Genomic DNA, 14,284 nt, shown 5'->3' with positions numbered 1-14,284 from the left:
TACGAAGGCCCCCTCGCCCTCGACCGCACGGGCCCCTTCGGCTACACCGTCCGCATCCTCCCCACCCACCCCCTCCTGGCCTCCCCGGCCGAACTCGGCCTCACCGCCCTCCCGTCGGAATCCACCTCCGAGGCGGCGGGAGTCCTGATGCGCTGATCTCCTTCGCTGAACGGACGACGAACAGTGCGGGATGTTTTGGCCATGGCCGCCCGATGTGCGTTGTGGGCTCGTACATTCGCCCCCCAACACATGCGTCCGACGGGGGAAATGGCATGGGGTGGCTGGAACGACTGCTGGCTCCGGAGAACTTGCTGGCGCTCCTCGGCGTCGTCGTCACGCTCGGGGGACTGTCGTACGAGCGGCTGATCCCGGGGCGGAAGCGCATCGGGTACCGCGTGCAGATGGACACGCTGATAGACGACAGCGCCGAGGACGGGCAGATGCACCAGCGGCTGCGGATGCTGGAGAACACCCCGGATCTGGCCGGGGCCTCCCTGGTGCTGCTGCGCATCGAGAACGACGGCTTCCGCAGCATCGACGCGGACGACTACATCACCGCGCCGTCCACCGAGCACCGCGGGCTCACCGCGACGTTCCCGAACCGCATCGTCCGGGACGTGGCGGTGACCGAGCCCAGCCACCCGGATCTGCTGCGGCATCTGCCGCAGCACGGCACCGCGGAGAGACCCGGGCTGATCTGCCAGAACCATGAGATCTCCCTGCCGCGGGTGCCGCTGAACAAGGGGGACCACTTCAAGCTGCTGGTGCTGCTGACGGGCGCCGGGACCGACAAGCCGCCGCATGTGGGCGGGCGCATCAAGGAAGGCCGGATCCGCAACAACGAGAAGTTCCGGCGGCCCAGCAACCGGGTGCTGGGGCTCATCGGGAGCCTGTTGGCCCTGCTGATCCTCCAGCCGTTCGGTACGCAGCTGTGGCAGGACGATCCGCTGCCGCGCGGCTGTGCCGAGGGGACGCTGACGGTCGTCGGCTCGACCGCGTTCAGCCCGGTGGCGCGGGATCTGGGCGGGGCGTACGGGAGCGACTGCCGTGGCGCCCGTATCGAGGTGCGGGCCGAGGGCAGCGGGCGCGGTACCGGCACGCTGCGCGGGGCGGGGGAGGCGGCGAAGGGCGCGTTCCCCTCGTACGTCGCCTTCTCCGACGGCCCGGACGGGGAGGGGGACCCGAAGCTCAAGGAGCATCTGGTGGCGCTGTCCGTCTTCACCATGGTGGTGAACAAGGACGTCCGGCTGCCGGAGCTGTCGCTGGACGATCTGCGCGGGCTCTACGCGGGCCGGTTCACCAACTGGAAGCAGCTGCCCGGCGGCCCCGATCTGCCGGTGCGGCTGGTGAGCCGGGACGCCAAGTCCGGGACGCGCGGGGTGTTCGAGGGCCGGGTGCTGGGCGCCAACGAGATCTCGCGGACCTCGGACAACTGCCGGACCCCGAACTTCGCCAAGGACACGGTCGTCCGCTGCGAACTCGACAGCACCCAGGAGGTGTTGAAGACGGTGGCCCGGACGCCGGGCGCGATCGGCTACGCCGAACTGCGTTCCGCCGAGGGGAGCGCCACCGGGGGCGAGGTGCGGCTGCCGCGGCTGGACGGGCGGGCGCCCTCCATCGAGGCGGTGCGGACGCGGACGTACCCCTTCTGGGAGCCGGAGTACGCGTACACCTACACACGGCCGCCCGCGAACTCCCTGACCTCGAAGTTCCTCGACTATCTGGCGGGGGACACCGGGCGGAACATCATCGAGAAACACGGCCATCTGCCGTGCTCCGTCCCGGAGAACCAGGGGGCCTGCCAGCTGGCCGCCGGGCCCCGCTGAACTCGAATGCACGTGCAAAAGGTCGTGCAACCGCACGGTCGCGCCGTATCGTCGTGCACATCGACACGCGACACGTGCGACGAAAGCGAAGAGGGATGACAGCGGACGACGGGTTCCTGGGCCACCTCGAACAGCATCTCGGGGAGATCCGGCACATCGCATCGGGCCACTACGACCTGGTCGAGTTCTACCTGCCGGACCCCGGGATCAGCACGGTGATCACCAATGGGCTGCGCTTCCAGTCCCTCACGGCGACGCGCCCGCAGGAACTGGTGTGCAGTCTGGGGGAGGAACAGCGGGACATCGCCCGCTACTTCGTCGACAGCATGGCCGGTGTGCTGCTGGAGCAGGGGCGCGGACTGGAGTACGGGGCGGTCGTCGTGAACGACCGGCCGGTTCTGGAGGGTACGGAGATGCATGGCGTGCTCGCGCATCCGAGCCCGTACTTCGGAAGCGACTTCGACCTGTTCCTCGACGCGTCGGGGGAGCCCGCGGTGCAGATCGTCACCCTGATGCCGGTGACGGCGCCCGAGGCCGCGCTGGTCGAGGCGGAGGACGCCGACGAACTGTTCGAGCGCTTCTGGGCGAAGCGGCCCAATCTGCTGGACGTCACCCGCCCCTCTGCCGTCTGAAAGGGAGGGGCGGGCGGGTTCCGGCCGGGCGGGTCACGGGGCCCGCCCGGCCGGAGGCCATCTCAGGGCGTTACTTCACGTTGACGCCGCCCCAGGCGTTGTTGACCGCCTTGTACTCGGTGCTGTTCGCGCCGTACAGCTTCTTCGCGGCGTTGAGCGTCGCGGTGCGCGCCTTGGCGTAGTTGGTGGTCGAGGTCATGTACGTGGCCAGGGCCTTGTACCAGATCTTCTCGGCCTTGGCGCGGCCGATGCCCTTGACGACCCGGCCGTCCTTGGTCGGGCTGTTGTACGTGACGCCACCGATCACCTTGCGGCCACTGCCCTCGGCCAGCAGGTAGAAGAAGTGGTTGGCGATGCCCGAGGTGAAGTGCGGGTCGTCCTCGCCGACGCCGCTCTTCCAGTAGTCGTAGGACAGGCCGTCCTTGCTGGGCTTGTCCATGTAGCGCAGCGGGGTGCCGTCGCCGTTGATGTCGATCTTCTCGCCGATGAGGTAGTCGCCCGGGTCCTTGGCGTTCTTGGCGTAGAACTCGACGGCGGTGCCGAAGATGTCGGAGGTGGCCTCGTTGAGGCCGCCCGACTCGCCGCTGTACTCGAGGTTGGCGGTGGCCGAGGTGAGGCCGTGGCTCATCTCGTGGCCCGCGACGTCGAGCGAGGTGAGCGGCTTCTTGTCGCCCTCGCCGTCGCCGTACGTCATGCAGAAGCAGTCGTCGTCCCAGAAGGCGTTGACGTACGCCTTGCCGTAGTGGACGCGGGAGTAGGCCGCCTTGCCGTTGTTCTTGATGCCGTTACGGCCGAGGACCTTCTTGTAGTAGTCCCAGGTCATGGCGGCGCCGTAGTGGGCGTCGACGGCGGCGGTCTGGGCGATGGTGGGCTTGCCGTTGCCCCACACGTTGTCGGCGTCGTAGAACGCCGACCCCTTGCCGCTCTCCTTGTGCTTGAGGTTGTACGTCTGGTGGCCACCGCGCGCGGTGTCCTTCAGCAGCCACTGGCTGCCGCTCTTGACCGACCCGACGGTGACCTTGCCGTTGTGCTGGCCGGTGCCGGTGCCGTTCTCGATGGCCTGGTACTCGTACAGCTTCTTACCGGTGTCGGCGTCCGTGATGACGTGCAGCCGGTTCGGCGTGCCGTCCTTCTGGACGCCGCCGATGACGGTCTCGTACGCGAGGACGGGCTTGCCGGTGGCGGCCCAGATCACCTTGCGCGGGGCGCGCTCGGTGGCGGCGCCGGAGACGTCGGCGGCCTTCGCGGCGGCCAGGGCGGTCCGCTGGGCACCGGTGGCGGCGAGGGCGGCGCGGGTGTCGGCGACCTTGATGTCCGCGTCGGTCGCCTTGGTGACGCCCTCCTTGGCGCCGCTCGGCGTCTCGTGGACGACCAGGTCGCCGCCGAGGACCGGCAGTCCGTCGTAGGTGCGCTCGTAGCGGATGTGGGTGGAGCCGTCGGCGTCCTTGACGACATCACGGACGATCAGCTTCTCCTTGCCGCCGAGCCCGAGGGACTTGGCGGCGGAGACGGTGGTCGTCCCGGCCTCGCGCAGCAGCTCGGCACGGGCCGAGGGGGAGAGGCTGACGGTCTGGGCGCCGGCGGAGCCGGACTTGGGAGTCGCCGCGCCCGCGGGGCCGGCGGTGGCACCGGCGGCGAGCAGGGAGGCGGCCAGGGTGGCCGCTCCGGCGGCGAGGGCGGTACGCGAGCGTCTGTGACGGGATATGCCAGATATGGCAGACGTCGAGCGTGAATCCACGCGTATCTCCTGTTGTCATGGGAAGTTGGCCGACGTGTCGGTCAACCCGGCAAAGATGTGTCTTTGCTGTGAAGAAAACATACCGGTGCCCGGGGACAATCCCCGGGCACCGGCCGCATGTCGTGCGTTACGCATCGGTAACGCCCTTGGTCCTACTTGACGTTGACCCCGGCCCAGGCGGCTTCCACGCCCTTGGACTCGGCGCTGTCCTTCCCATAGATGTCGTTCGCGGCCTTCAGGGTTGCCTCACGCGCCGCCTTGTAGTCCGTGGTGGAGGTCATGTACGTGGTGAGGGCCTTGAACCAGATCTTCTCGGCCTTGTCCCGCCCGATGCCCTCGACCTTCTTGCCGTCCGAGGTCGGGCTGTCGTACTTGACGCCGCCGATCTCCTTGGCGCCGCTGCCCTCCGACAACAGGTAGAAGAAGTGGTTGGCGACACCGGAGGAGTAGTGGACGTCGAGGTCGCCGACCTTCTCGGACCACTCGTCGGCGGACTGGCCGTCCTTGCTGGGCTTGTCCATGTAGCGCAGCGGGGTGCCGTCGCCGTTGATGTCGATCTTCTCGCCGATGAGGTAGTCACCGGCGTCGGTGGAGTTCTTGGCGTTGAACTCGACGGAGGTGCCGAAGATGTCGGAGGTGGCCTCGTTGAGGCCGCCGGACTCGCCGGTGTACTCCAGGCCCGCGGTCTTGGAGGTGACGCCGTGGGTCATCTCGTGCGCCGCGACGTCGAGGGCGGTCAGCGGGGCCTTGTTGCCCTCGCCGTCGCCGTACGTCATGCAGAAGCAGGAGTCTTCCCAGAAGGCGTTGACGTAGCTGTCGCCGTAGTGGACGCGGGACGTGGCGGCCTTGCCGTCGCCGCCGATGCCGTCGCGGCCGTGCACCTTGCTGTAGTAGTCCCAGGTCGTGGCGGCGCCGTAGTGGGCGTCCACGGCGGCGGTCTGCGGGTCGTCGCCCTTGCCGTTGCCCCAGGCGTCGTCCTCGTCCGTGAACTCCTTGCCCTCGCCGTCCTCCTTGTTCTCCAGGTTGAGGGTCTTGTGGCCGCCGCGGTCGGCGTCGGTCAGGGTGAAGCCGTTGCCCTTCTTGCTGGTGCCCAGCTCCACCTTGCCGCTGTACTCGCTCTGGCCGCTGCCGGTTTCGACGCCCTGGCGCTCGTAGAGCTTCTTGCCGGTGGCCGCGTCGGTGATGACGTGCAGCTCGTTCGGGGTGCCGTCCTTCTGGACGCCGCCCACGACGGTCTCGTACGCCAGGACCGGCTTGCCGGTGGCGGCCCAGATCACCTTGTGCGGGGTCTGCGCCTTGGCGCCCTTGCTGTCGTCCGCCTGAGCGGCCTTCACCGCGGTCTGCGCGGCGCTGCCGGGGGCGGACTCGGCCTTGGTGGTGGCGACCTTGACGGTGGCCTTCGTGGCCTTGTCCACGCCCTGCATCGTGCCGCCCGCGGTCTGGTGGACCACCAGGTCGCCGCCGAGGACGGGGAGTCCGTCGTAGGTGCGGTCGTAGCGGGTGTGGGTGGTGCCGTCGGCGTCCTTGATGACGTCCTTGACGACCAGCTTTTCCTTCGCGCCGAGGCCGAGGGTCTTCGCCGTGTCGGCCTTGGTGGCGTTCGCGTCGCGCAGCAGTTCCGCGCGGGCGGACGCGGTGAGCTTGGCGGGCTGGGCGCCCGCCCTGGCGTCCGCGTCGGCCGGTGCGGCACCGGCTGATCCGGTGGTGAGTCCGGTGGCCAGCAGCGCCGCGGTGGCGACCGCGGCACCGGCGGCGATCGCCGAACGGCGCCTGCCGCCCCCGGATATGGGCATGCTGAAGGTCTTGCTCACGCTTACTCCCTCGTTGCTGTGGGGGGTCAGTGCCGGGCAGCGGGAAGCGCGGCGCGGCACTGAACAAGAGGTACTGGTGCGTAATGCGTGGGCAGACTGTCACACAAGCCGCGGACATGTCACGGGTTTCCAGGCGGGTCTGGCAGAAAATGTTCATGGAGACCTGGAGACAGCGTTCATGGAGACATGGAGACATGGAGACGCCGCCAGGAGGAGTCGGGTCACTCCTGGCGGCGTCTGGTTCTCGGTGCGTTGGTGCGTCCGGCGTTACATCAGAAGGTCAGCTTCCAGCCGTTGAGGGTGCCGGAGTCCTGCGAGTAGATGTCCTGGACCTTCAGGTTCCAGGTTCCGACGGCCGTCTCCGACGAGGCGTCCACGGTGAACGTGGCCTTCACGTCGTCCGCCGAGTCGAAGATGCTGGAGCTCTTCAGCCGGTAGGCCGTACCGTCCGGGGCGACCAGGTCGATCACCAGGTCACCGCGGTAGCTGTGGGTGATGTCCACGGTCACCTGGAGGGCGGACGGGGCGTTCCCGGCCCGGCTCACGGTGATCGGTGAGGTGACGGCGTTCCCCCCGTCCGGAATGTCGACGTCCGTGGTGTTCTCGAAGACGTTGCCGCCGGTGGTGTTGACGGTCCAGGTGAACGACACGGTGCCGGTCCTGCCCGCCGAGTCGGTCACCGTCACGGTCACCGCGCTGGACCCCTCGGTGGTCGGGGTACCGGAGATCACGCCGGTGGCGGAGTCGATCGACAGGCCCGCCGGCAGCCCGGTGGCCGTGTAGCTCAGCGCGCCCGCGTTGGAGCTGGTGGCCTTGATCTGCACGCTGGTGGCCTGGCCGACGATGCTGGTCTGGTCGCCGGGCGGGGTGACGCTGACGCCGTCGACGATGCGGGCGCCGACGTTGACCCCGGCCCAGGCGTTCGCCACCGCGTTGTACTGGGCGCTGCCCTGGCCGTACAGCTCGCCCGCCGCCCACAGCGTCGCCTCGCGCGCGGCGGCGTAGTTGGTGTTGGACGTCATGCGCTGGCTGAGCGCCTTGAACCACACCTTCTCGGCGGCCTCCCGGCCGATGCCGGTGACCGGCAGCCCGTCGGAGGTCGGGCTGTTGTAGCTCACGCCGTTGATGACCTTGGCGCCGCTGCCCTCGGAGAGCAGGTAGAAGAAGTGGTTGGCGACACCGGACGAGTAGTGCACGTCCACGTTGCCGACGCCCGAGTACCAGCTGTCCTTGGACGCGCCGTCCTTGCTCGGCTTGTCCATGTAGCGCAGCGGGGTGCCGTTGCCGTTGATGTCGATCTTCTCGCCGACGAGGTAGTCGCCGACGTCGGACGCGTTGTCCGCGTAGAACTCGACCGCCGCGGCGAAGATGTCGGAGGTGGCCTCGTTGAGACCGCCGGACTCACCGCTGTACACCAGCTTGGCGGTCGCCGCGGTGACGCCGTGGCTCATCTCGTGCGCCGCCACGTCGATCGAGGTCAGCGGCTTGGCGTTGCCCGAGCCGTCGCCGTACGTCATGCAGAAGCAGGAGTCCTGCCAGAACGCGTTGACGTAACCGCTGCTGTAGTGGACCCGGGAGTACGCGCCCACGCCGTCGCCCCGGATGCCGCTGCGGCCGTGCACGTACTTGTAGTAGTCCCATGTCTCGGCGGCGCCGTAGTGGGCGTCGACCCCGGCGGTGGCGGCGTCGGCGGTGGTGCCGCTGCCCCAGACGTCGTCGGCGTCGGTGAACAGGGTGCCGGTGCCCGAGGTGCCGCGGTTCAGGTTGTACGTCTTGTGGCTGCCGCGGTCGGTGTCGGTCAGGCTGTACGAGCCCGCGCTGCCCGAGGTGCCGAGGGCGACCTGCCCGCTGTACTGGCTGTTGCCCGTACCGTTCTTGACGCCTTGGTACTGGAACAGCTTCTTGCCGGTGGCCGCGTCGCTGATGACGTGCAGCTCATTGGGCGTGCCGTCCTCCTGGAGGCCGCCGACCACGGTCTCGTACGCGAGCGTCGGCGTACCGGCCGCAGCCCAGACCACCTTGCGCGGCGCCCGCTCCGCCTCGGTCTTCCGCGACCCTTGCGCGTTCGCCGCCTTCACGGCGGCCTTCTCGGCGGTGGCGGGCTTTACGGCGGCGTCGGTCGTCGCGACCGCCAGCCGCGCCTTGGTCGACTTCGCGACCGTCTCCACCGCACCGCCCTTGGCGCGCTCCACGACCAGATCGCCGCCGAGGACGGGGAGTCCGTCGTAGGTGCGCTCGTAGCGGGTGTGGGTGGTGCCGTCGGCGTCCTTGAGGACGTCCCTGACGACCAGCTTCTCCTTCGCGCCGAGGCCGAGCTTCTTCGCGGTGGCGGCCTTCGCGGAGGCGGTGTCGGCGGCGCGGATCAGCGCGGTACGGGCCGCGGGCGACAACTGCGCGGGCAGCGCCCCGGGCCGGGCCTTGGCGGCCATCGTGCCGCCCGCGGCCGCGTCACCCGCGCGTGCGGTGGCGGGGCCGGTCTGCACACCGACGACGATCATCGCGGCGGCGGCCACCAGGGCACCGGTCGCGGTGGCACGCCGGTGGGGTCTGTGGGGTCTGAGATGCCGTTGGGGGAAGGGTCTCACGCTGACTCCTTCTGCGCTGGCCGCGCGATTCGGCACGGCCGTCCGGGCAGGGCATGGCGGAGCACGTGGTGCTGCGTGCACCCGACGTCACCGGGTTCGCCCGCGCCGCAGATGAACGACGAGGCGAGGCCGCGGTGCGACCGGGGGTGTGGGGGTGGGGGGTGGCCCGAGGTTGCTGATGAGCTGTGGAGTTGCTGCACCTCGGTCGAGGGAAGAGTGCCATCATTGGACTCGACCTGTCAGGAGCGCGACAACAACTTGACCGGAAAGCGTCCGTTGACACGTGTGCTGTATCCGCATACCGGATAGGAAAGTTCAGTCCGAGCCACGCCCGGTGCGGTGTCGCCTCCTACCCCTCATCCCATGGATGAGCCGCCCCATTCCCTCACCGACACCCGCGACATGCTCGACGCCTACCTCGACTACTACCGGGCCGTGGTGCTGCGGAAGCTCGACGGGCTCTCCGAGGCCGAGCTGCGTACCAGTCGGCTGCCCTCCGGCTGGACCCCGCTGGAGCTGCTCCGCCACCTGACCTTCGTCGAACGGCGCTGGCTGCGCTGGGGGTCCTCGGGGAGCCGACGTCGTACGGGAGTTGGCGGACGGCGCGGTCGGCGAGTGAGCCGTCGCGGGGCGCTCAGCGCTCCGCCGTGTCGAACCGCGGCGTCCCGTCGAGCAGCGCGCTCAGGTCGTGGCCCGGCCGCAGTTCGGACACCGCCTCGCCGCGGCGGAAGAGCACGGCTCCGGCCTCGATGCCGCCCAGGGTGAGCCGGTCGCCGTCGCGGCGCAGCCAGGTGCCCTCGCGCAGGCCGAGCACCGGCACGTCGTTCTCCTCCAGGAACTGTTCCAGGCGCTGGGCGCGCGTCTCGCCCATGTGCGCGCTGTCCGGGCCGGCGTCCAGGAAGTGCGGGTTGATCTGGAACGGCAGCAGGCCGAGCGCTTCGAAGCTCGGCGGCTGGACGATGGGCATGTCGTTGGTGGTGCGCAGGGTCGGGCAGGCCATGTTGGTGCCCGCGCTCGACCCCATGTAGAGCGCGCCCCGTTCGACCCGCTCCCGGATCGCCCGTACCAGACCGTGCCCGTGCAGCGCCTTCAGCAGCCGGAAGCTGTTGCCGCCCCCGACGAACACCGCCTCCGCGTCCCGTATCGCCGCGGTGGGGTCGGCGGAGGTGTGCGCGCCGGTCACCCTCACGCCCAGCGGTTCCAGGGCGCGGGCCACCTGGGCGGTGTAGCCGTCGTGGTCGGCCAGCGCGTACGGCACGAAGACCAGTTCGCGGGCGTCGCCCAGCGCGGAGGCGATCTCCTCCAGGGCGTGTTCCAGGTAACCGCGGCCGGGTGCGGTGGAGTTCGAGAGCAGCAGCAACTGCATGTGGGGGCCTTTCCGGTACGTACGTAGGGGCGTGTCAGCGCCGGTCGCGGCGCGGGACCTGCCGCGGCCGGGCCGGGGTCAGCAGTCTGCCCAGGTCCGCCGCGCCCTGGAGGAGCGGGGCCACCAGGTCGTCCCGGCGCGGCCGCAGCACCTCCTGGGTGGCGGCCAGGGTCAGGGTGCCGACCGGGCGTCTGCCCACCAGGACCGGCGCGGCCAGCGCCGCGGTCTCCGGATCGTACTCGCCCTCGGAGTACGTGAAACCCTCGCGCCGCACCTGGGCGAAGCGCTCCTCCAGCGCCGCCGGGTCGGTGAGGGTGTGCTCGCTGAACCGGGCCATCGGGCGCCCGTAGATCAGCGCGGCCCGGTCGTCGGCGTTGAGCATGCCGAAGTACGCGCGGGAGGTGGCGCCCGCGTGCGCCGGGTACAGCTCGCCCGCCAGCACGTAGTAGCGCAGCGGCCCGGTCGCCCCGTCCACCGCGGCCACGCAGCGCATGTGCACCCCGTCCGGGACCGCGAACAGCGCGTTCACCCCCGCCTCCCGGGCGAGGACCGCCAGCGCGGGCCGGACCAGGCTGGCCATGCCGCCGCCGCGCTCCCACACCCGGGACAGATGCCAGACGGCCGGGCCCAGCCGGTAGCGGCGGGTGCGCCGGTCGGAGACCAGGAAGCCCCGGTGGGCGAGCGCGGCCAGCAGTCGCTGCGCCACCGACTTGTCGAGGCCGAACTCGGCGGCGACCTCCATCACGCCCCACTCCGGGCGCTCCCGGTCGAAGGCGAGCAGCACGTTCAGCACGCGGTCCGCCGTCTGGAGCGGCGGTGCGCCGGTTACCGGTGTCTCGTCGGACATGACGAAAGCGTAAACATTCCCGGATAGAGAGAAAACATTGCGCCCCAGGTCACACCGGGCGGACGCTGGCGGCCCCCACCGCTCCCCCCGAGAGGCCCCCGTGCTCAAACACGTCCTTGAGATCATCGAACTCCTCGACCGCCCGCAGACCAGCGGCGCACTGCTCGCCGAGCATCTGCGCGCGGTCCAGGCCGCGGCCGGTGCCGACGCGCGGACGGCGCCGGCGATCGAGGTACGCACCGTCGAGGGCGAGCAGGGCAGCACCGACTTCGTCTCCGTGACCGTCCCCGGCCGCCGCGGCAAGACCGCCGGCGGCGACGCCCCCACCCTGGGCGTACTCGGCCGGCTCGGCGGGGTGGGCGCCCGCCCCGAGCGCGTCGGGCTGGTCTCCGACGCGGACGGCGCGGTGGCCGCGCTGTCCGCCGCGGCCAAGCTGCTGGACATGCGCGCCCGGGGCGACGTCCTCGACGGCGACGTCATGGTCTCCACCCATGTGTGCGGCTGGGCCCCCACCCGTCCGCACGACCCGGTGCCGTTCATGGACTCCCCGGTCGACACGCTGACGTGCAACCGCGAGGAGATCTCGGCCGCGATGGACGCGGTCGTCTCCATCGACACCACCAAGGGCAACCGGCTGCTCAACCACCGGGGCGTCGCCCTGTCCCCGACGGTCCGCGAGGGCTGGATCCTGCGCGTCAGCGAGGATCTGGTGGGCCTCCTGGAGACCGTCACGGGCGAGCCCGCGCGCATCCTGCCGATCACCACCCAGGACATCACCCCGTACGGCAACGGGGTGCACCACATCAACTCCATCCTCCAGCCCGCCGTCGCCACCTCCGCGCCCGTCGTCGGCCTCGCCGTCACCGCCGCGACCGCCGTCGCCGGATGCGCGACCGGCGCCAGCCACGAGGCCGACATCGCGGCCGCCGCGCGGTTCGCGGTCGAGACCGCCAAGGAGTTCGGCCGCGGCGCCGTCCGCTTCCACGACGCCGAGGAGTTCGCGCGGCTGGTCGGGATGTACGGACCCATGACCCACCTCCAGGCCCTCACCCCCACGGGGTGAGCCCGCCTGGGGCCTGCCCTCCCCGTCCCCGCAGGAGCCCCACGTGAACCCGAAGTCCCCGGCCGCCGCCCCAGCGGCCACGGCCGCCCCGCCGGAGCGGCACCCCAGTGCCTTCGAGCCGGTCACCCTCGTCCTCACCATCGTGCTGTCGGTGCTGGGCGCCCTGATCGGCATCGTGCTGATCACCTCGCTCGGCGTGTCCCCCAACACGGCGGTGATCGGGGCCCTGGTGGCGATGCTCATCGGCCGCGTGCCGGTGGGCATGCTGCGGCGGATGCGGTCCCAGCACCGGCAGAACCTGGTGCAGTCGGCCATCTCCGGCTCCACCTTCGCCGCGGCCAACTCCCTGCTCACCCCGATCGCGGTGCCCTTCGCGCTCGGCCGCACCGATCTGGTGTGGCCCATGCTGGGCGGCGCCGTGATCGGGCTGGCGGTCGACAGCTGGGTCCTGTTCCGGGTGTTCGACTCCACGCTGCTGCCCGCCACCGGCTCCTGGCCCGCGGGCATCGCCGCGGCCGAGACCATCAAGGCGGGGGACACCGGCGGCCGCAAGGCCGCGATCCTCGGCGCGGGCGCGCTCGTGGGCCTGGTCGGGGCGCTGTTCAAGCTCCCCACCAGCGCCGCGGGTGTCGGCTTCCTCGGCAACATCTGGGCGCTGCTGATGTTCGGCATCGGGCTGACCGCCGCCCAGTACGCGCCCGACGTGCTGCACACCGACCTGCTGGCCGAGCACGTACCCCACGGGATGATGATCGGCGCCGGGCTGGTGGCCCTGGTGCAGGCGCTGCTGCTGATGCGGACGCGCGGGGGTCAGGCGCCTGTTCACGCACCGGGGGAGGAGCGCACGGTCGAGGCGCCCCGGCTGCGCCGCGGACTCCTGGAGGGCATGGGGCTGTTCGTCTGCGGGGCGGTCGTAGTCGCGTTCGCGGGCGGGGTGGCCGGTGACCTCTCCGTCCCCGCGCTGATCGGGTGGATCGCGCTCGCCGGGGTCGCCGCCATCGTCCACCAGCTCATCGTGGGCCTGGCGGCCATGCACTCCGGCTGGTTCCCGGCCTTCGCCGTCACCCTGATCTTCCTGATCATCGGGCTGGTGGCGCACATCCCGACCGTGCCGCTCGCCCTGCTCGTCGGCTACACGGCGTCCACCGGCCCCGCCTTCGCCGACCTCGGCTACGACTTCAAGGCGGGCTGGCTGCTGCGCCGCGACGCGACGCCCTGGCACCCGTTCGAGATGGACGGCCGCCGTCAGCAGTACCTCGCCCAGCTCGTCGGCTTCGGGGTCGCGCTGGTCGTGGTCGCCGTCGCATGGAAGACGTTCTTCTCCGACGGCAAGGTGCCGCCGGTCGCCGAGGTCTACGTCACCACGATCAAGTCCGGCCTGGAGCCGGGCACCCTGACCACCATGCTGCTGTGGGCCGTTCCCGGCGCGCTCGTCCAGTTCCTCGGCGGGCCCTCCCGGCAGATGGGCGTCCTGCTGGCCACCGGACTGATGGTCGCCACCCCCCAGGCGGGCTGGATGGTGCTCGGCGCCCTGGCCGTACGGCAGCTCTACACGATGTGGCGGCGGCGCGGGATCACCGACCGCGCGGCGCGCGAGGAGTCCGACGAACAGGCCGAGAACGACCTGTCCCTCGTCGGCGCCGGACTGGTCGCGGGCAGCTCGCTCAACGACGTGGGCCAGCTCACCAAGGCCCTGTGAGGAGCGCCGTGAACACCTCAGCCGTGAACACCTCAGCCGTGAACACCTCAGCCGTGAACACCTCAGCCGTGAACACCTCAGCCGTGAACACCCCCGCCCTCGGCCTGGTCACCATCGGCCAGGCCCCGCGCGCCGATCTGCGCCCCGACGCCGAACCCCTGCTGCCCGGCGTCCGCATGGTCGAGCACGGCGCGCTCGACGCCGACCGCTTCGACGGCGACGCCGAGGCCGCCACCCGTCGGCTGCTGGCCCCCGAGGACGGCGAACCACCGCTGATCTCCCGGCTGCGCGACGGCCGTTCGGTGCTGCTCGGCCATGGCGCGCTCGTCCCGCGCATCGAGAGCGCGGTCGCCCGCGCGGAGCGCGACGGCGCCGCCGCGACCCTGCTGCTGTGCACCGGACGCTTCCCCGCCGTGCGGGCCACCCGGCCGCTGCTGTTCGCCGAACCGCTGGTGCAGCGCGCCGTCGCGGCCGCCGCCGGCGACGACCCGGTGGGCATCGTCTGCCCGCACCCGGACCAGGCCGAGGACGTGGCCGCGCGCTGGTCGCGGCTGCTGCCCGGCGGCGCCCGGGCCGAGGCCGCCGACCCGTACGCGTCCGACGGGAGCGCCCCGGAAGCCGTCGCCGCGGCCGCGCGCACCCTCGCGGCGCGCGGCAGTACCTGGATCGTCCTGGACTGCATCGGCTACCACCGAGCGGATGCGCGCCGCCGCCCTG

General features: G+C 71.0%; 10 protein-coding genes and 1 pseudogene. 6 read left to right on the top strand and 5 right to left on the bottom strand.

Translation table 11 applies throughout. The annotated features are described in order from the left end of the window. Positions 1 to 272 precede the first annotated feature (272 nt). Positions 273 to 1,826 (top strand): substrate-binding domain-containing protein, encoded by a 1,554-nt coding sequence (locus SSOG_RS14150; RefSeq protein WP_009714906.1) that lies wholly within the window; start codon positions 273 to 275, stop codon positions 1,824 to 1,826. 95 nt (positions 1,827 to 1,921) lie between these two features. Beyond that, positions 1,922 to 2,458 carry a suppressor of fused domain protein gene (locus SSOG_RS14145; RefSeq protein ID WP_039937543.1) on the top strand — a complete coding sequence of 179 codons (537 nt, stop codon included), beginning with the start codon at positions 1,922 to 1,924 and terminating at the stop codon, positions 2,456 to 2,458. 70 nt (positions 2,459 to 2,528) lie between these two features. Here SSOG_RS14145 and SSOG_RS14140 read toward each other — a convergent pair whose 3' ends face one another. From SSOG_RS14140 to SSOG_RS14130, 3 genes are all read right to left on the bottom strand, one after another. Continuing rightward, the gene (locus tag SSOG_RS14140; RefSeq protein WP_009714904.1) at positions 2,529 to 4,196 is read right to left on the bottom strand and encodes a M4 family metallopeptidase; all 1,668 of its coding nucleotides are present in this window, start codon (positions 4,194 to 4,196) and stop codon (positions 2,529 to 2,531) included. A 152-nt stretch (positions 4,197 to 4,348) separates the two neighbouring features. Then, positions 4,349 to 5,989: a M4 family metallopeptidase gene (locus SSOG_RS14135; RefSeq protein ID WP_039941065.1), complete on the bottom strand. Its 1,641-nt coding sequence runs from the start codon at positions 5,987 to 5,989 to the stop codon at positions 4,349 to 4,351. A gap of 290 nt (positions 5,990 to 6,279) precedes the next feature. Beyond that, positions 6,280 to 8,505 (bottom strand): M4 family metallopeptidase, encoded by a 2,226-nt coding sequence (locus tag SSOG_RS14130; RefSeq protein WP_009714902.1) that lies wholly within the window; start codon positions 8,503 to 8,505, stop codon positions 6,280 to 6,282. A 450-nt stretch (positions 8,506 to 8,955) separates the two neighbouring features. Between SSOG_RS14130 and SSOG_RS48390 the strand changes: the two are divergent. Continuing rightward, a pseudogene (locus SSOG_RS48390) lies at positions 8,956 to 9,186 on the top strand (mycothiol transferase); the annotation flags it as partial. A 40-nt stretch (positions 9,187 to 9,226) separates the two neighbouring features. Here the strand turns inward: SSOG_RS48390 and pepE are convergent. Continuing rightward, the gene (gene pepE / locus SSOG_RS14125; protein WP_009714901.1) at positions 9,227 to 9,958 is read right to left on the bottom strand and encodes a dipeptidase PepE; all 732 of its coding nucleotides are present in this window, start codon (positions 9,956 to 9,958) and stop codon (positions 9,227 to 9,229) included. A gap of 34 nt (positions 9,959 to 9,992) precedes the next feature. Further along, on the bottom strand, positions 9,993 to 10,805 hold the full coding sequence (locus SSOG_RS14120; RefSeq protein ID WP_009714900.1) for an IclR family transcriptional regulator: 813 nt from the start codon (positions 10,803 to 10,805) through the stop codon (positions 9,993 to 9,995). Positions 10,806 to 10,905: 100 nt separating this feature from the next. On the opposite strand from SSOG_RS14120, the gene SSOG_RS14115 reads away from it, so the two are divergent. The 3 genes from SSOG_RS14115 to SSOG_RS14105 all read left to right on the top strand — a co-directional run. Next, complete coding sequence (locus tag SSOG_RS14115) at positions 10,906 to 11,868, top strand: DUF1177 domain-containing protein (RefSeq protein ID WP_009714899.1); 963 nt, start codon at positions 10,906 to 10,908, stop codon at positions 11,866 to 11,868. A gap of 43 nt (positions 11,869 to 11,911) precedes the next feature. Further along, the gene (locus tag SSOG_RS14110) at positions 11,912 to 13,567 is read left to right on the top strand and encodes an OPT/YSL family transporter (protein WP_009714898.1); all 1,656 of its coding nucleotides are present in this window, start codon (positions 11,912 to 11,914) and stop codon (positions 13,565 to 13,567) included. A gap of 8 nt (positions 13,568 to 13,575) precedes the next feature. After that, positions 13,576 to 14,284: AroM family protein (locus tag SSOG_RS14105; protein ID WP_245606292.1), on the top strand; the 709-nt coding region annotated here is incomplete at its 3' end.

The sequence above is a fragment of the Streptomyces himastatinicus ATCC 53653 genome, assembly GCF_000158915.1.
GTDB classification, from domain to species: Bacteria; Actinomycetota; Actinomycetes; order Streptomycetales; family Streptomycetaceae; genus Streptomyces; species Streptomyces himastatinicus.
Note: the sequence above shows the minus strand (reverse complement) of the source record. Positions and strands in the feature narration are given on the sequence as shown.

Excerpts from the sequence above, each read along its gene's own strand:
- SSOG_RS14130 (WP_009714902.1), bottom strand. The coding sequence starts at position 8,505 with ATGATCGTCGTCGGTGTGCAGACCGGCCCCGCCACCGCACGCGCGGGT.
- SSOG_RS14150 (WP_009714906.1), top strand. The coding sequence starts at position 273 with ATGGGGTGGCTGGAACGACTGCTGGCTCCGGAGAACTTGCTGGCGCTC.
- pepE (WP_009714901.1), bottom strand. The coding sequence starts at position 9,958 with ATGCAGTTGCTGCTGCTCTCGAACTCCACCGCACCCGGCCGCGGTTAC.
- SSOG_RS14145 (WP_039937543.1), top strand. The coding sequence starts at position 1,922 with ATGACAGCGGACGACGGGTTCCTGGGCCACCTCGAACAGCATCTCGGG.
- SSOG_RS14135 (WP_039941065.1), bottom strand. The coding sequence starts at position 5,989 with ATGCCCATATCCGGGGGCGGCAGGCGCCGTTCGGCGATCGCCGCCGGT.
- SSOG_RS14120 (WP_009714900.1), bottom strand. The coding sequence starts at position 10,805 with ATGTCCGACGAGACACCGGTAACCGGCGCACCGCCGCTCCAGACGGCG.